Origin of the sequence: Curtobacterium sp. SGAir0471, assembly GCF_005490985.1 — a bacterium.
In the GTDB taxonomy this organism is placed as follows: domain Bacteria; phylum Actinomycetota; class Actinomycetes; order Actinomycetales; family Microbacteriaceae; genus Curtobacterium.
Genome location: NZ_CP027869.1, coordinates 1,816,882 through 1,832,682 on the forward strand (window position 1 = coordinate 1,816,882; position 15,801 = coordinate 1,832,682).

Below are 15,801 nucleotides of genomic sequence, written 5' to 3' on the forward strand. Positions count from 1 at the left end.
GCGCCCCGCAACCGGATCAGCCACTCGGTCGTCACCGTCCGCGCGGACGGTCCCGCAGGCGCCACCAGGCGGTCTCGGCCAGCTCAGGACCCGTGTAGACACCGTGCTGGGTGCGGCGGGACTCCGTGAGCGAGAACCGACGCAGGCGGTACCCGCCGCCGAAGCGGTCGATGATCGCCTCGGGCGACGACTCCGGCGTGCGCTTCACGAGCCACGTCCGGTCGTCGACGGGCTCGATCACCGTCGGTTGCCGATGCGGGAGCGGAGGACGTCGATGCGCTTCTGGATCTGCTCGATGCTCGCCTGCGCCACGGCGGGCCCACCGCTGATCCGACGGAGTTCGGCGTGGATCGCGCCGTGCGGTTCGTTCGCGTGCCGAGACCAGATCGACACGAGTCGTGCGAGCTCGGTCCGCTGCTCCTTGAGCGTCTGGTACATCGGGCGCGCGTCGTCCTGCTTCGGCTTCGGCATGCCGTCCTTCGCGGCGCGGCCCTTGGAGCGCTTCGCCTGCGACGCCTGGCGCGCCCGCAGCAGGTCGCGCACCTGGTCGGGCTCGAGGAGGCCCGGGATGCCGATGAAGTCGAGCTCCTCGAGCGAGCCGACCTCGCCCCCGGTACCGAACTCGCCGCCGTCGTAGAGCACCCGGTCGAACGACGCCTGCGAGTCGAGCGCCTCGAACGGCTGCACCTCGAGCAGGCTCTCCGACGCCCGGTCCTCCTTGTTGGCCTCGGCGACCATGGCGTCCTCGGGGTTGTACATCCCGTCGTCGCTGTCCTTCGGCCGGTCGAGGGCGTGGTCGCGCTCGAGCTCGAGGGACGCAGCGAGCGCCATCAGGCCGGGCACGCTCGGCAGGAACACGCTCGCGGTCTCGCCGCGACGACGGGCCCGGACGAAGCGGCCGATCACCTGGGCGAAGAACAGCGGGGTGCTCGCGCTCGTGGCGTAGACGCCGACGCAGAGCCGGGGCACGTCGACGCCCTCGGACACCATGCGGACGGCGACCATCCACCGGGAGGTGTCCTCGGAGTACGCCTGGATCCGGCTCGATGCGGCTGCCTCGTCGGAGAGCACCACGGTGGGTCGCTCGCCGGTGATCTGCTGCAGGATGCGGGCGTAGGCGCGCGCGGTCGTGGTGTCGGTCGCGATCACCAGGCCACCGGCGTCCGGCACACCGCGACGGACCTCGGTCAGCCGCTTGTCGGCCGCCGAGAGCACGGCGGGCATCCACTCGCCCTCGGGTGAGAGTGCGGTCCGCCAGGCCTGTGCCGTGATGTCCTTCGTGACCTGCTCGCCGAGGGACGCGGACATCTCGTCGCCCATGCGCGTCTTCCAGCGCATCTGCCCGGCGTAGGCCATGAACAGCACGGGTCGGACGACGCCGTCCTTGAGCGCGCGACCGTAACCGTAGTTGTAGTCCGAGATCGAGGTCCGGATGCCCTGCTCGTCGGGGGCGTACTGCACGAACGGGATCGGCGCGGTGTCCGACCGGAACGGGGTCCCGGAGAGCGACAGACGCCGCGTGGCCTTCGTGAAGGCCTCGCGGATGCCGTCGCCCCACGTCAGGGCGTCACCGCCGTGGTGGACCTCGTCGAGGATCACGAGCGTCTTGCCACCCTCGGTGATCCGCTGGTGCACCTCGGGGTTCATGCCGACCTGGGCGTAGGTGATCGCCACGCCCTGGTAGTGGCGCCCGAACATGCCGTCGCCGTTCTTGAACATCGGGTCGATCCGGATGCCCACGCGGTCGGCGGAGTCCGCCCACTGCCGCTTGAGGTGCTCGGTCGGCGCCACGACGACGATGCGGTCGACGGTGCCCCGGGCGAGGAGCTCGGTGGCCAGACGGAGCGCGAAGGTCGTCTTGCCGGCGCCGGGGGTCGCGGCCGCGAGGAAGTCGCGCGGCTCGGTCTCGAAGTACTTCGTGAGCGCCTCGACCTGCCAGGCACGGAGCTTCGACGCGGTGCCCCACGCCGCACGCTCCGGGAACGCCGGCGACAGGTGCTCGGCGGCCGCGTTGCCGGCGTTCTCCGCCTGGACCACGGCCTCGTCGTGGGGACGGGCAGCGGTCGGCGCGGCCGGTTCGTCACCGGCCGCGGGGTGCTCCCGCGTCGCCTGGTCGACGCCGTCCGGGGTGTCGCCCCACAGCGTCGCGGGCTGCTGCTGGTCGTCGTGTTCCGCTGCGCTCACTTCAGACGATCCTACCGTCAGGCGCGGTCCTGCCGGGCGTGCGGCGGACGCTGCTCGGGCGCGCCGCGCACCAGCGACGCCGGCCGCAGCACACCGGCGCCGAAGCGCGCGGCCACCGCGTCGACCGTCGCCTCCGTCTCGCGCCACGGCGCGTCGTCGTCCCACAGGGCGTTGCTCGCCGCTGCCGGCACCAGGTTCTCGCCCCGCACGCCGATCAGCCGGATCCGGTTGCCCGGGCGGTGCAGCACGTCGTAGAGCTCGACCGCCTCGTGGTGCAGCCGCTTGGCGACGTCGGTCGGCTCGGCGAGCGTGCGGGAGCGCGTGAGCGTGCTGAAGTCGGTGTAGCGGACCTTGAGCGCCACGGTGCGCGCCTGCACGTCGGCCCGGCGCAGGCGGACGGCGACCTTGTCGGCCAGGCGCAGGAGTTCGCGGGCGACGTCGTCGCGCTCGGTCAGGTCACGGCCGAAGGTGACCTCGTGCCCGATCGACTTCTCGCTGACGCCCGTGTCGACCACGCGCGGGTCCCGCCCCCAGGACAGGTCGTGCAGGCGCTGTCCGCCGGCGGGCCCGAGGGCGGCGACGAGCGACGGCAGCGGCGTGTGGGCGAGGTCACCCACGGTGCGGATGCCGCGGCGCTCGAGCTTCTCCTGCGTGGTCCCGCCGACGCCCCACAGCGCGGACACCGGCTGTGGGTGCAGGAACGCCACGGTGTGCTCCGCCGGCACGACGAGCAGCCCGTCCGGCTTGGAGCGGCTCGACGCCAGCTTCGCGACGAACTTCGTCGAGGCCGCCCCCACGGAGCAGTGCAGTCCGGTCTCGCGGAGCACCGCCGCACGGATCGCCGTGCCGATCTCCCACGGGGTGCCGTAGAGCCGCAGCGCCCCGGCGACGTCGAGGAACGCCTCGTCGATGCCGAGCTTCTCGACCTTCGGCGTGAACTGTCCGAAGACCCGCATGACCGCCGCCGACTTCGCCGCGTACTTCTCGAAGTGCGGTTCGACGATGACGGCGTTCGGGCAGCGTCGCTTCGCCACGGCCATCGGCATGGCTGAGTTCACGCCGTAGCGCCGGGCCTCGTAGGTGGCGGCCGTGACGACGGAGCGGTCGGAGTCGTGTCCGACGATCACGGGGAGCCCGCGCAGGTCCGGTCGGTCGAGCAGCTCGACGGAGGCGAAGAAGGCGTCCATGTCGACGTGCAGGACCGTCGCCGTCACGTCGTCGACCGGCTGCGCGGAGACGAGCCGGTTGCGTCCGTCCTGCTTGCTCACCCGGCGATGATGCCACGTGCCACCGACACCCGGCGGCACCGGGCGCCGGGCGGGCGCCGGCGACACTGCGCGCGCACTGTCCGACGTTGCACGCGTCGATCGACGCGTGCGACGTCGCAGACCCGGTGCCGGGCGGGCATCGGCCGCGCCGCCCTACGCGAGCGGTCCGAGCTCCGCCGCCGCGATCGTGCGCGCCGCCGAGTCCCGCGTCGACGGGTGGTACTGCCCGGCGCGCACGTCCCGCGCGAGCCGGGCGAGCTCCGACGTCGCACGGAACCCCGACCCGCCGGCGAGCCGGAGCGCCTCGTCCACGACGTGCTGCGCCGCGTCCACCGTCCGCGCCTTCGTGCCCACGAGCAGCGGGAACCAGCGAGCGCCGAGGTCGTCGGCCTCGTCGACCGCACGCGCGAGCGACGACACCTGCAGCGTCACTGCGTCGACGGCGCCACGGACGTCCGCGACCGCGCGACGGACGTCCGGGTCCTGCGACCGCGGCACCCCGTCGCGCCCGTGTCGCAAGGAGACCGCCTCGACGGCCAGCTCGAGCGCCCGCTCGGCGATCCCGACGTAGACCGACGCCACGAGCAGCTCGAAGGCCGCGAACACCCCGAAGACGAGCGGGTCCTGCGTCGGACCGACGGGGAGCACCCGGACGATCCGCGACGCCGGCACGTGCACGCCGTGCAGCAGCGTCGTGCGGCTCTGGGTGGCGCGCATGCCGAGGGTGTCCCAGTCGTCGAGGTGCTCGACGTCGCCGTCCGAGCGCAGCACGAAGCCGTGCACGAGCCGTGGCTCCGGTCCGCTGGCGTCCTTGCCGAACACGCTGAGCACGTCCCACGCGGGTGCGAGCGAGGTGGACACCTTCGTGCCGGTGAACCGGTAGCCGCCGTCGCCGTCCGGCTCCGCCGTCGTCGACGAGTCGAACAACATGGCGTCGTTGCCGGGTTCGCTCACCCCGAAGGCGAGCAGGTGGTCGTCCGCCGCGTGGTCGGTGACGGTCTGGAGGAACGACCCACCCCGCGCGGTGACGGCACGCGCCGCCTGCACCCACACCTGGTGCATCCCGAGACCGAGCGCGGTCGCCGGCGCGGCCCGTGCGAGCCGCCGCTGCAGGGTGCTCGTCGCGGCGAGGCCGAGCCCCGCGCCGCCCTGCTCGACCGGCACGCCGATCCGGAGCCAGCCCGCCGCGCGCAGGTCCTCGAGGTCCTCGGCGCAGAACGCGTTCTCGGCGTCGTAGCGCGGTGCGCGGGCGGCGATCCGCTCGAGCACGTCCTGCGGCAGCGTCCACCCGGGCTCGTCGACCAACGTCATGCGACGAGACTACGGTCGGAGGCGTGTCAGCTCGTCATGCGTGGTCCAGGTACGTCGCGATCGGTGACTCGTTCACCGAGGGGATCGGCGACCCCGACCCCACCGTGCCGGGTGGACACCGCGGCTGGGCCGACCGGGTCGCCGAGGTCCTCGCGGCACGGACCGACGACTTCTCGTACGCCAACCTGGCGATCCGCGGGCGCCTGCTCGGGCAGATCGTCGACGAGCAGGTCGAGCCGGCCCTCGCCCTCGGCCCGGACCTCGTCACCGTCTCCGCCGGCGGCAACGACATCATCCGCCCGGGCTCGGACCCCGACGAGCTCGCCGAACGCTTCGACGGCATGGTCGAGCGCCTGCGGAGCGGCGGTGCGACCGTCGTGCTCTTCACCGGCCCGGACGTCGGCATGACCCCGGTGCTCGGCATGGTGCGGGGCAAGACGGCGATCTACAACGAGAACCTGCACGCGATCGCCCTGAAGCACGGCGCGCTCGTCGCGGACATGTGGGCGCTCCGGGTCCTCCGCGATCCCCGGATGTGGGCGCCGGACCGGCTGCACCACTCGCCGACCGGGCACGCGACGGTCGCCGCCGCCGTCCTCGACGCCCTCGAGGTCGACCACGGACTCGACCCGGTGACGCCGGAGCCGCTCGAGCCGCGGCCGTGGCGCGAGGCCCGCGTCGAGGACCTCGGGTGGGCGCGTGAGTACCTCGTCCCCTGGGTCGTGCGTCGCCTCAGGCACACCTCGTCCGGCGACGGCATCAGCGCGAAGCGTCCCGACCTGCAGCCCGTCGCCGGGACCTCCGACACGCCCTGACGCGGGCTCCGGTCAGGCGGACGGCCGGCGCAGCGTCAGGCGACCGGGCGACGAAGCGTCAGGGGACCGTCGTGCAGGGGCTGGGTGACCCACTCCCCCGACGCCGTGCCGGTCGCGGGGTCGAGCCAGAGCCGAGCGGCGTGCGGGGTCTCGACGAACCGGACGAGGACCTGCACGACGCCGTCGGCAGCGGTCGCGGCGCTCGCGGCGAGCGGTCCCTCGACCGCCCACTCCCCCTGACCGACCGGGAACGACAGCAGTCCGCCGTCGACGTCGACGGTCAGCCGCCACGCGGCAGCTCCGGCAGCGCCACCGGCGTCGGTCCCGGCGTCGGTGTCGGGCTCCAGCCGGAGCCCCTCGAGCACGCCGTCCGACTCGTACGAGCCGGCCACACCATCGGTGAGGCGACCGCCCTGCACCGGCGGCAGCGCGAGCGAGGCGAGTCGAGCCTCCAGGCCGGCGTCCGCCCCGGAGGCGTCCACGGCACCCTCGTGGGGCGCCCCGCCGTCCTGCGCGATCGCCGGCAGCAGGTGCTGCCAGGCGGCGTCGAGCACTGCCTGCATGTCGAGCGACTGTCCGGTCAGGGCGAGCACGACGTCCTGCTCGGGCAGCACCACGCAGAACTGGCCGTAGGCGCCGTCCCCACGGAAGCCGTGCCGGGCCATCCAGAACTGGAAGCCGTAGCCCTGGCGCCAGTCGGCGTTCTCCTCGTCGGGGTTCTCGACCTGCGTGCTCGTCGCGGCGTCGACCCAGTCCTCGTCGAGGATGCGCTGCCCGTCCCACACGCCGCGCTGCAGGTACAGCTGGCCGAGTGCGGCGACGGCAGACGTGGGTGCGTAGGCGCCGCTGAAGCCGAGCTCGGCACCGGTGTCGTCGCGCTTCCAGGCGAGGTCGTCGATGCCGAGCGGGTCGAGCAGGCGCGGGCGCAGGTAGTCGACGAGCGACCCGCCGCTGGCCCGACGGACGATCGCGGCGAGCGTGTACGTGCACGGCTGGTTGTACGCGAACACCGTGCCGGGTTCCTCGTCCGGCGGGGTGAGGAGGAACCCGCGGACCAGGTCCTCCGGGTCGGTGGCCTCGGCCCGCTGCAGGGTCTCCTCGCGGTGTCCGGACGCCATCGCGAGCAGGTGCCGGACCAGGATCCGGCGGCTGCGGTCGTCGGTGACGTCCGCGTCGAGCTCCGGGAACCACGACAGGACTGTGGCGTCGAGGTCGACGAGTCCCTCGCGTACGGCGATGCCCACTGCGGCCGCGGTGAAGCTCTTGCTGAGGGAGTACAGCAGGTGCACGCGGTCGGCGGCGTAGGGCGCCCACCAGCCCTGGGCGGCGAGGTGACCGTGCCGCAGCAGCACGATGCTGTGCGGTTCGACGTCGGGGGTCGACTCGAGGGCGTCCAGGAACGCGGCGATCCCGCCTGCGTCGATGCCGAGTGCGGACGGGGTGCTGCGCGGGAACGTCGTCGTCACGCGGCAGAGCCTACGCGGCGAGCCCCCAGCGCTCCGTGGACGCCGTGGAGGCCGGCCCGGCGGCTGCGGTCGGTCCGGCGGCTGGGCCCGGCCCGGCGGCCGTGGTCGTCTCGACGCCGCGGAAGGGGTTCGTCCAGCGCCACCAGAGGCCCGGGTCCTCGATGGAGCGCTCGAGCTCGAGTGGCACGGTCACCGGGTCGTGGTGCTCGATCGTGAACCGCACCGTCCCCACCCGCTCCCCCCGTTCGCCGAGGGTCAGGCTGTCGAGCCGGGTGCGCGCGGTCACCGTGGTGTCGCCCCACACCAGGACCTCGGATGCCTGAGCGGCCACGGCGTCGGCGTCGTCGTGCCACGGCGTGGAGTATGTGCCGAAGGTCTGCCCGGCGTGCGTCAGCGTGACCACCTGGAAGTTGTCGGCGACCGAGCGGAGCAGGGTGCGGACGTCGACGTCGAGGGACGGGTGGTCCTTGCCGCCGAGCATCACCCCGACGACGGTGACCTGGCGTCCGCCGCGCTGGTACGTGGCGGCGAAGAGCAGACAGGCGCCCGCCTGGTCGAGCGTGCCGGTCTTGATGCCCTCGATCCCGTCGAGGCCGAGGAGCTTGTTCGAGTTCTCGATCTGACCGGCACCCGGCACCGTCACCTGCTGCGTGCCCACGATCTCCTTCACGACCGGGTCCGCGAGCGCGAGCTGTCCCAGGCGCACCAGGTCGGTCGCGGTCGACTGGTTCGCCGGGTCGAGACCCGTCGGCTCGTGGATCGTCGTGTCGTCGAGGCCGTGCTCGTCGAGCCAGGCCGAGGCCGCGCGCTGGTAGGCGTCCATCGACCCGAAGGCCCAGAGCGCCAGGGAACCGGCGTAGTTGTTCGCCGACTTCATCAGCATGACCTGCATGGTCTGGTACTCGGACAGCTGCAGCCCGTCCGGCATCGGGGCGACCTCGCCGTTCTGCGCGAGGTACTCGGCGTAGAGCGCCTGCATCTGTGGGTCGAAGCGGATCGTCGGCCCGGACTCCCCGCGGCCGAGGGGCTTCGCGTCGAGCACGACCAGCGCCGTCACGACCTTCGTGATGCTCGCGATGGACCGCGGCTTCGAGTCGCCGCTCGTGCGGAGGCTCTCGGGGAACCCGGTCGCCTGCACCGCGGTCGCGCCGTAGCCCGGGAACCGCAGGTCCGGCAGCGTCGAGGTCGGGGCGGAGTACTTCGTCGTGGATGCGCTCGCCGGGGCGAACGGCACGACCGCGACGGCAACCAGGTACCCGACGGCGAGCAGGAGCACCGCGACGACGCCGATCGTCACGGGCCTCCGGACGGCGGAGCGGGGGCTGCGAGCGGTACGGGGCACGGGAACCGAGGGTACCGGGCGGTCCCGGGATGCCGGCCGACAGCGTGCCGCGCGGCGGCACGGGCCCGCAGGCCACGGTCGCGCTCGCCGTGTGACGAACACGTAAAACATCGCGCTCCGGCACCCGCCCGGTGTCGGGCTGCCCCTAGCGTGCTGGACATGCACCACGGAACCACCCCGGGCGCCACGCACGGCGACCGCACCACCGCGCCGCCCAGCGGCGACCCGACGAGCACGACCAGGTCTCCGCGCCGGCCGAGCCAGCCGAGCACGGCGACCGTGCTCCAGCCGGGGACCGGGCCCGTCCGCTCGTCCCGGTACCTGCCGGCCGAGGCGGACCAGGTGCTCTGGGGTCGTCTCCCGAGCGGCGACGACCGCCCCGTCGTCACGCTCGCCCCCGGCGACGACCTGACCATCGACACGGTGAGCCACGAGGGACTCCTTCCGGACCAGGGCAGCGACCCGGTCGCGTTCTTCGGTCGCCACGGGGTCCCGCCGGAGCACGTCCTCGCCGACGCGGTCGCGATCGCCAGGACGGGTCGCCGTCACCCCGAGCAGGACGGTCCGCACGTCGTGACCGGACCGATCGCCGTCGAGGGCGCCGAACCGGGCGACGTGCTGACCATGACCGTCCTCGAGACCCTCCCGCGCGTCCCGTACGGCGTGGTGTCGAACCGGCACGGCCGCGGGGCCCTGCACGGCGAGTACCCCGTCGACGGCACGACCGTCAGCGTCTTCGCCGACGTGGTGCCCGGCGACGACGGCCCCCGCGGGCGCATCCCGATCACCGAGGGCGGCGACCGGTACGCCCGCTTCCCGCTCGCACCCTTCCTCGGGATCATGGGCGTCGCCACACCCGGCGAACGCCTGCACTCGGTGCCGCCCGGCCGCCACGGCGGCAACATCGACGTGAACCTGCTCCAGGTCGGCGCCCAGCTGCACCTGCCCGTGCTCGTGCCCGGCGCGCTGGCGTACGTCGGCGACCCGCACTTCGCGCAGGGCGACGGCGAGGTCGCGCTCACCGCGATGGAGGCCTCGCTCCGCGCCACCGTGCGCTTCGACGTGACGCCGGCCGCCGAGGCCGCGCAGCAGTTCGGGGACCTCGTCTGGCCGCTCGTCGAGACGCACGAGCACCTGGTGCCGACCGGGCTCGACCCCGACCTCGACGAGGCCGTCCGAGCCTGCGTCCGGCACGCGATCGCGATCCTCGGCGCCCGGTACGGCATGGAGCCGCACCTGGCCTACGCCTACGTCAGCGCGGCCACGGACTTCGACGTCTCGCAGGTGGTCGACCTGGTCACCGGGGCGCACGCCCGCATCCGCAAGGCCGACTTCGCGGACGTCCGGTGAGCGCCGCGACACGCGACACCGGCGGTCCGGCCGTCCCCGCCGGGCTCCTCGACGCCCTCGACGCCTACGAGCGGGCACTCGCGGACGACGACCTCGCCGCACTCGACGACGCCTTCGTCCGCTCGCCCGACACGCTCCGCGGGGACGACCGCGGACTGCTCGTGGGCCACGACGCGATCAGCGCCTTCCGCGGGACGCGCGGGGGCATCGCGCCGCGGCACCTGAGCCGCGTCGAGGTCCGCGTGCTCGCCGAGGACCTCGCGCTCGTGGTCTCGGTCTCCGCCTTCCGCGACGGCGGGTCGGGTCTGCAGACGCAGCTCTGGCGCCGCGACCCCGAGGCGTGGCGCATCGAGGCGGCGCACGTCACCGGCCGGCAGCGCCCCCTCGACACCACGGTCTGGCGCGTCGTCGGCGACCCGCTCCTCCCGCCCACCGGCAGCGGCCCCCTCGACCGTGCCACGGTGGCGGTCAAGGACCTGTACGCCGTCGCCGGTCACCGCGTCGGCGCGGGCAACCCGACGTACCTGCGGGAGTCCGAGCCCGCCGCCGCGTCCGCCGCCGCGGTCGCCGCGCTCCTCGACGCGGGTGCGTCGGTCCGCGGCATCGCACGCACCGACGAGTTCGCCTACGCCCTGACCGGGCGCAACGAGCACCACGGCACCCCGCCGAACGCCGCCGACCCGTCGCGTGTGCCGGGAGGCTCGTCCAGCGGGTCCGCATCGGCCGTCCGTTCCGGGGCTGCTGACGTCGGACTCGGCACGGACACCGCGGGCTCGCTCCGGATCCCCGCCTCGTACCAGGGGCTCTGGGGTCTGCGGACGACGCACGGCGTCGTGGACCGCGCCGGGCTGCTGCCGCTCGCACCGTCGTTCGACACCGTCGGTTGGCTGACGCGGGACGCCGACACGCTGGTCAGGGCACTCGACGCCACGGTGCTGCACGGCTCCGACCGCGCCTCGGACGCCGGGACACCCGTCGTGCTCGCCGAGCTCCTCGCCGCGGCGGACCCGGCGACGCAGGACGCCTTCCGCGCGGTCGCCGGCGACTTGCCGGTCGTGACCCTCGACGACCTCGGGATCCCGCCGCTCGACGAGCTGCGGGAGCTCCTGCGGCTCGTGCAGGGTGCGGAGGCGACGGCGGCGCACGGGGTCTGGATCGTGGCGCACCCGGGCGCGCTCGGGGACGTCGTCGGTGCCCGGTTCGCCACGGCCGCAGCGAACGGACCAGAGCTCGTCGCGGCCGCCCACACGCGATTCCCCGTCGTCCGCGCCGCGATCCGCGCAGCCCTGGCCGACCGGGTGCTCGTCGCGCCGACCGCGCCCGGCCCGGCACCGTCGCTCACGGCGAGCGCGGAGGAGCTCGAACGGGTCCGGACCGCCACCACCACCATGACCGCGCTCGCGAGCGTGGGCGGAGTGCCGTCGCTGAGCGCTCCCGCGCTCACCGTCGACGGTGCGCCCGTCGGACTGTGCCTCACGGGCGGGACCGGCACCGACCGGTCCCTGGCGACCACGGCGGACCGGTGGCTGCGCGACGGGGTCGGGGCGAGCCTCCCGGCCGGCACGACCTGAACGGTCCGCATGGGCTGCCTGAGCTGCGCGACCTGAGCTCCTGCGCGAGCGCCGGACGGGTCAGGCGGACGGTCGCGCGGCGCGCTGCGCGTGCGTGACCGCCCAGAGGCCCACGGCGCTCGCCGCGGCGACGTTGAGCGAGTCGACGCCGTGCGCCATCGGGATGCGGACCGTCGTGTCGGCCGACGCGATGGCGGCGTCGGTCAGGCCCTGCCCCTCCGTGCCCATCACGAGCGCGACCCGCTGGGGGACGTCGGCGACGAACGCGTCGAGGTCGACCGAGCGGTCGGTGAGGGCCATCGCGGCGAGGTGGAAACCCTGGGCGCGGAGCTCCTCGCCCGCGGCCGGCCACTCGCCGATGCGGGTCCACGGCACCTGGAGCACCGTGCCCATGCTCACCCGGACGCTGCGGCGGTAGAGGGGGTCGGCGCACCGCGGGCTGACGAGCACCGCGTCCGCTCCGAGCCCGGCGACGCTCCGGAACACCGCGCCCACGTTCGTGTGGTCGACGACGTCCTCGAGCACCACGACGACCTTCGCGTCCCGGACGACGTCGGCGACGGACGGCAGCTGCGGGCGGTGCATCGCGGCGAGGGCGCCACGGTGCATCCGGAAGCCGGTCAGGTCCTCGAGCAGTGCGTCCGGCCCGACGAACACCGGGCCCTCGTGCTCCGCCACGAGCGGCAGCACGCTGTCGAGCCACTTCTCCTGGACGATGACGCTCCGCGGGACGTGCCCCGCGCGGACGGCGCGCTCGATCACCGTGTTCGACTCGGCGATGTAGAGCCCACCCTCCGGCTCCATGACCCGGCGGAGCGCCACGTCGGTGAGCCGGGCGAAGTCGTCGAGGCGGGGGTCGTCGAGGGAGTCGATGCGGACGGGGTGCACGGGGCTCGTTTCGTGGGAAGGCGGCTGGGCGTTCGGCTGTTGAGGGTACCGTGGACGACGTGCTGACCGACCCGACGACGGACGAGCTCGACCGCGTCGTGGAGCTCCTGGCGGGCAAGCGTGTCGCCGTGCTCTCCGGCGCCGGGCTCAGCACCGACTCCGGCATCCCGGACTACCGCGGCGCGGGCCGCGTCGTGCGGAAGCCGATGACGTTCCAGGAGTTCCGCTCGGACCCCGCGAAGCGGCAGCGCTACTGGGCCGGGTCGCACCTCGGCTGGCGCACCTTCGCCGCCGCACGACCGAACACCGGCCACGGGGCGCTCGCCGCCCTCGAGGACGCGGGCATCGTCACCGGCGTCGTCACGCAGAACGTCGACGGCCTGCACCTCCGCGCCGGGTCGCGACGGGTCGTGGAGATCCACGGATCGATGGACCGCGCGGTGTGCCTGACCTGCGGACAGGTGTTCTCCCGCGCCGACCTCGCGGCCGTGCTCGACCGCGACAACCCGTGGATCGACGACCCCGGCACCGTGCAGCTCCAGCCGGACGGCGACGTCGAGATCACCGACGTCGAACGGTTCCGCGTGCCCGACTGCTCGGTGTGCGGCGGTGTGCTGAAGCCCGACGTGGTGTTCTTCGGCGAGTTCGTGCCCGCCGAGAAGTTCCGCGAGGCCGTCTCGATCGTCGCGGACGCCGACGCGCTGCTCGTCGTGGGCTCGTCGCTCACCGTGAACTCCGGCGTCCGGCTCGTCGACCACGCCACCAGGCGGAAGCACCCGGTCGTCATCGTGAACCGCGGCGCCACCCGCAGCGACCGTCGGGCCGCGGCGAAGCTCGACGCCGGCACGACGGAGACGCTCGAGGCGCTGGCCGCACGGCTGGTCCCGTCCGACGCCGCGCCGGTCGCTCCGTCGTCGGGCGCTGCGCCGGTCGCTCGAGAGGCGTCCGCTCCTGGTCGCTCTGGCAGGATCGACGCGTGACGACGCTCCTCACCCTGGTCCGGCACGGCGAGACCGACTGGAACGCGCAGCGGCGCATCCAGGGCTCGACCGACATCCCCCTGAACGACACCGGGCGCTCGCAGGCCGCGGCCACCGCGCTGCTCCTCGGCCGCCGACGCTTCGACGCGGTCGTCGCCTCGCCGCTGTCCCGCGCGTTCGAGACCGGCGCGATCATCGCGCGCCACCTCGGGCTCCCGGAGCCGACGACGTACCCGGGACTCGCAGAGCGCTCGTACGGCGAGGCCGAGGGTCTCACCGACACCGAGGTGGCCCGCCGGTACCCCGACGACGTGATCCCCGGACGCGAGTCCCGCTCCGCGCTCCTGGAGCGCGCGACCGAGACCCTGGCCGAGATCGCCGTCCGCTTCGACGCCGGATCGGTCGTGGTCGCGACGCACGGCGCCGTCATCCGTGCCGTCGTGAACGCCGCCGCTCCCGGGACGGCGGACCGGTGGACGACACCGATCCGGAACGGGTCCGTGCACTCGTTCCGCTGGGACCCCGAGCGCTTCCGCGCCGAGCTCGTGCGCTTCGACGACCCGCTCGACGACGTCTCCGAGCAGACCGGCGACGAGTCCTTCGCGGAGCAGAACCCGCTCGAGCGCCGGTAGGGCGCAGCCGGCCGCGCTCCTCGGACCGTTACCGGACCGTCACCGCGCCTGGGGGATGGCTTCGCACTGCCCGGACTAGGCTCCGGTCCACGGGCGACCTGACCACCGCCCGGTGGTGCTCGCACCCGTGCGCGAGGAGGAGCCGTGACGAACCAGGGACCGGCGACCGACGGCCCGGCAGAGGACGGTGCACGACCGGAGGACGACCTGGACCGCGCGTTCGGTCCGGAGACGGCCTCGGTCGCGACTCCGTCGATCGGCCAACGGGTCCGACGCGGCACCGTCATCACGCTGGCCTTCGTCGCGGTCGGCGTCGTCATCGCCCTGGTGCTCTCGGTCATCGTGGGCAGCGTCCAGACCGGGGTCGGTGGGGTGTTCCCCCGACCGCAGGCAGCGCTCGACCGGTTCCGCAGCGCGGCCGGAGCCGTGCCGGGGGTCAGCGCCGTCCGTGACGAACAGACCACCCGCGACTCACTGGCCGCCTACCGGGTGTCGGCCGTGGTCGACGCGGCACCGGGCCTGTCGGCCGGGCAACAGGTCGACCTCGTCCGGGCGCTGAGCGCTGCGGCCGCCGACGCGGACGGCAACGGGGTGGTCGTGTCGGCGGAGGTCCACCTCGACACCCTCACGGTCGGGGTCACGACGGACGCCGAGGTCACGCGTCAGCGGCTCGAGGTCGCTCGGACGGTCGCGGCCATCGGAGGCGTCGTGGGCGTGCGGTGCGACTGGGGATCGGAGACTCCGAAGGACGCGGCGGACGCACAACGCGTCGAACTCGTCACCGGCGGCACCGGCGAGGCCCTCGCGGCGATCATGGACGTCGCACAGCGCGAGACGCAGGCGGTGTTCCCCGGCGCCGACGTCAGCTCGCGGCAGTCGACCTGACGGCACGCCGGCGGGTGGTCGCGCTGCGGTCGCTCACCGGTGCTGCCGGTCCGCCACGGCGCGCTCGACCGCTCGCGTCACCTGCTCCGCGGAGTCCTGCCACCGGAACCGGGCAGCACGTTCCAGCGATGCCCGTGCTGCCTCGTCCCACCGGGCCTCGAGCCGACGCACCGCAGCGGCCACCGCGGACGGCGAGGACGGATCGAAGTACTCCGCGGCGTCTCCGCCGATCTCGCGGAAGATCGGGACGTCGCTGACGACGACGGGTGTGCCCACGCCCATCGCCTCGACCAGGGGGATGCCGAAGCCCTCGTCGAACGAGGCCGTCGCCAGGGCGGTCGCGCTCCGCAGGGTGGCCAGGTACTCGTCGTCCGAGGCGCCGTCGTGGAACACGATCGACCCGGTCGGCGCGAGTGCCTCGAGCCGTCGGCGATCGGCATCGGACACCCGGGACATGCAGTGCAGCGTCCAGTCGGCGCCGAGCAGGGGCAGCGCGGCCGCGAGCGTCGCGACGTTCTTGTACGGCATGAACGAGCCCATGTAGACGAGCGTCCGAGAGCGTCCCGCTGCTGGATCGCGCGGAGCGGCGGGGTCGGCGGCGTTGTACGCCACGGTGACGGGCCGCTTCGTCAGACGGTGCTGCTCGATCAACCCGGCGGTGGTCTCCGACACGGTCACGACGCCGTCGGCACCGTTCAGCAGGAGACGCTGCGGCGCCCAACTCAGGTGGAAGAGGCGCCAGCCGATGCGGATCGGCCACGAGAACTCCCGCGGGGGCGTGCGGTTCCGGTAGTAGATGAGGTCGTGCAGCGTGAGCACGAGCGCGTACTGGCGTCCGCGGGACCCCATGGTCTGCATCGGCGAGAACACCGCGTCGAGTCCGAGTCGGTTCACCGCCCTGGCGACGAGCGGCTCGCCGGCGTCGGTCGGTGCGGGGATCCGCTCCCACGGCATGCCCTCGGGCAGGGACGCGAGCTGCCGTTCGTCGTGCACGAGCAGCACGTGGTCGTGCCGATCGGGCAGGTGCGCCACGATGCCGGCCGTGAAGCGGCTGATGCCGTCGTGCCGACCGATCCGGACGTAGCGGCAGTCGATGCCGATCCGCAGGC

Annotated in this window: 14 protein-coding genes; 6 read left to right on the forward strand and 8 right to left on the reverse strand. The window is 73.8% G+C overall.

Annotation, left to right across the window (positions count from 1 at the left end; genetic code table 11):
* Positions 1-31: 31 nt before the first annotated feature.
* The 4 genes from C1N91_RS08450 to C1N91_RS08465 form a co-directional block, all read right to left on the reverse strand.
* Entirely contained in the window at positions 32-241 is a 210-nt protein-coding gene (locus C1N91_RS08450; protein ID WP_137767373.1) for a hypothetical protein, read from the reverse strand.
* Entirely contained in the window at positions 238-2,037 is a 1,800-nt protein-coding gene (locus C1N91_RS08455) for a DEAD/DEAH box helicase (protein ID WP_137768739.1), read from the reverse strand. Before C1N91_RS08455 ends, C1N91_RS08450 begins: the two co-directional genes overlap by 4 nt.
* A gap of 164 nt (positions 2,038-2,201) precedes the next feature.
* A complete protein-coding gene (gene dinB, locus C1N91_RS08460) occupies positions 2,202-3,452 on the reverse strand; it encodes a DNA polymerase IV (protein ID WP_137767374.1) in 1,251 nt (416 codons plus the stop codon).
* A gap of 153 nt (positions 3,453-3,605) precedes the next feature.
* Entirely contained in the window at positions 3,606-4,763 is a 1,158-nt protein-coding gene (locus C1N91_RS08465; protein WP_137767375.1) for an acyl-CoA dehydrogenase family protein, read from the reverse strand.
* Between the two features lie 23 nt (positions 4,764-4,786).
* Here C1N91_RS08465 and C1N91_RS08470 point away from each other — a divergent pair, with 23 nt between their 5' ends.
* Positions 4,787-5,578 carry an SGNH/GDSL hydrolase family protein gene (locus tag C1N91_RS08470; protein WP_137767376.1) on the forward strand — a complete coding sequence of 264 codons (792 nt, stop codon included), beginning with the start codon at positions 4,787-4,789 and terminating at the stop codon, positions 5,576-5,578.
* Positions 5,579-5,613: 35 nt separating this feature from the next.
* On the opposite strand, the gene C1N91_RS08475 is transcribed toward C1N91_RS08470, so the two are convergent.
* Together C1N91_RS08475 and C1N91_RS08480 are read right to left on the reverse strand one after the other, a co-directional pair.
* Positions 5,614-7,044 carry a serine hydrolase domain-containing protein gene (locus C1N91_RS08475; RefSeq protein WP_137767377.1) on the reverse strand — a complete coding sequence of 477 codons (1,431 nt, stop codon included), beginning with the start codon at positions 7,042-7,044 and terminating at the stop codon, positions 5,614-5,616.
* Positions 7,045-7,054: 10 nt separating this feature from the next.
* Complete coding sequence (locus C1N91_RS08480) at positions 7,055-8,386, reverse strand: D-alanyl-D-alanine carboxypeptidase family protein (protein ID WP_175415965.1); 1,332 nt, start codon at positions 8,384-8,386, stop codon at positions 7,055-7,057.
* A gap of 159 nt (positions 8,387-8,545) precedes the next feature.
* On the opposite strand from C1N91_RS08480, the gene C1N91_RS08485 reads away from it, so the two are divergent.
* Positions 8,546-9,736 carry an acetamidase/formamidase family protein gene (locus C1N91_RS08485; RefSeq protein WP_137767379.1) on the forward strand — a complete coding sequence of 397 codons (1,191 nt, stop codon included), beginning with the start codon at positions 8,546-8,548 and terminating at the stop codon, positions 9,734-9,736.
* Positions 9,733-11,307, forward strand: coding sequence for an AtzH-like domain-containing protein (locus C1N91_RS08490; RefSeq protein ID WP_137767380.1), 1,575 nt, complete (start codon positions 9,733-9,735; stop codon positions 11,305-11,307). Before C1N91_RS08485 ends, C1N91_RS08490 begins: the two co-directional genes overlap by 4 nt.
* A gap of 60 nt (positions 11,308-11,367) precedes the next feature.
* Here the strand turns inward: C1N91_RS08490 and C1N91_RS08495 are convergent, their stop codons facing one another.
* Positions 11,368-12,195 (reverse strand): TrmH family RNA methyltransferase, encoded by an 828-nt coding sequence (locus tag C1N91_RS08495; protein WP_137767381.1) that lies wholly within the window; start codon positions 12,193-12,195, stop codon positions 11,368-11,370.
* A gap of 50 nt (positions 12,196-12,245) precedes the next feature.
* Between C1N91_RS08495 and C1N91_RS08500 the strand changes: the two genes are divergently transcribed.
* From C1N91_RS08500 to C1N91_RS08510, 3 genes are all read left to right on the forward strand, one after another.
* Positions 12,246-13,175, forward strand: a complete 930-nt coding sequence (locus tag C1N91_RS08500) for a Sir2 family NAD-dependent protein deacetylase (RefSeq protein WP_254678196.1) — start codon at positions 12,246-12,248, stop codon at positions 13,173-13,175.
* Positions 13,172-13,807, forward strand: coding sequence for a histidine phosphatase family protein (locus C1N91_RS08505; RefSeq protein WP_137767382.1), 636 nt, complete (start codon positions 13,172-13,174; stop codon positions 13,805-13,807). Before C1N91_RS08500 ends, C1N91_RS08505 begins: the two co-directional genes overlap by 4 nt.
* A 144-nt stretch (positions 13,808-13,951) precedes the next feature.
* Positions 13,952-14,692 (forward strand): hypothetical protein, encoded by a 741-nt coding sequence (locus C1N91_RS08510; protein WP_137767383.1) that lies wholly within the window; start codon positions 13,952-13,954, stop codon positions 14,690-14,692.
* Positions 14,693-14,725: 33 nt separating this feature from the next.
* Here the strand turns inward: C1N91_RS08510 and C1N91_RS08515 are convergent, their stop codons facing one another.
* Positions 14,726-15,799: a glycosyltransferase family 4 protein gene (locus tag C1N91_RS08515; protein WP_137768740.1), complete on the reverse strand. Its 1,074-nt coding sequence runs from the start codon at positions 15,797-15,799 to the stop codon at positions 14,726-14,728.
* Positions 15,800-15,801 lie beyond the last annotated feature (2 nt).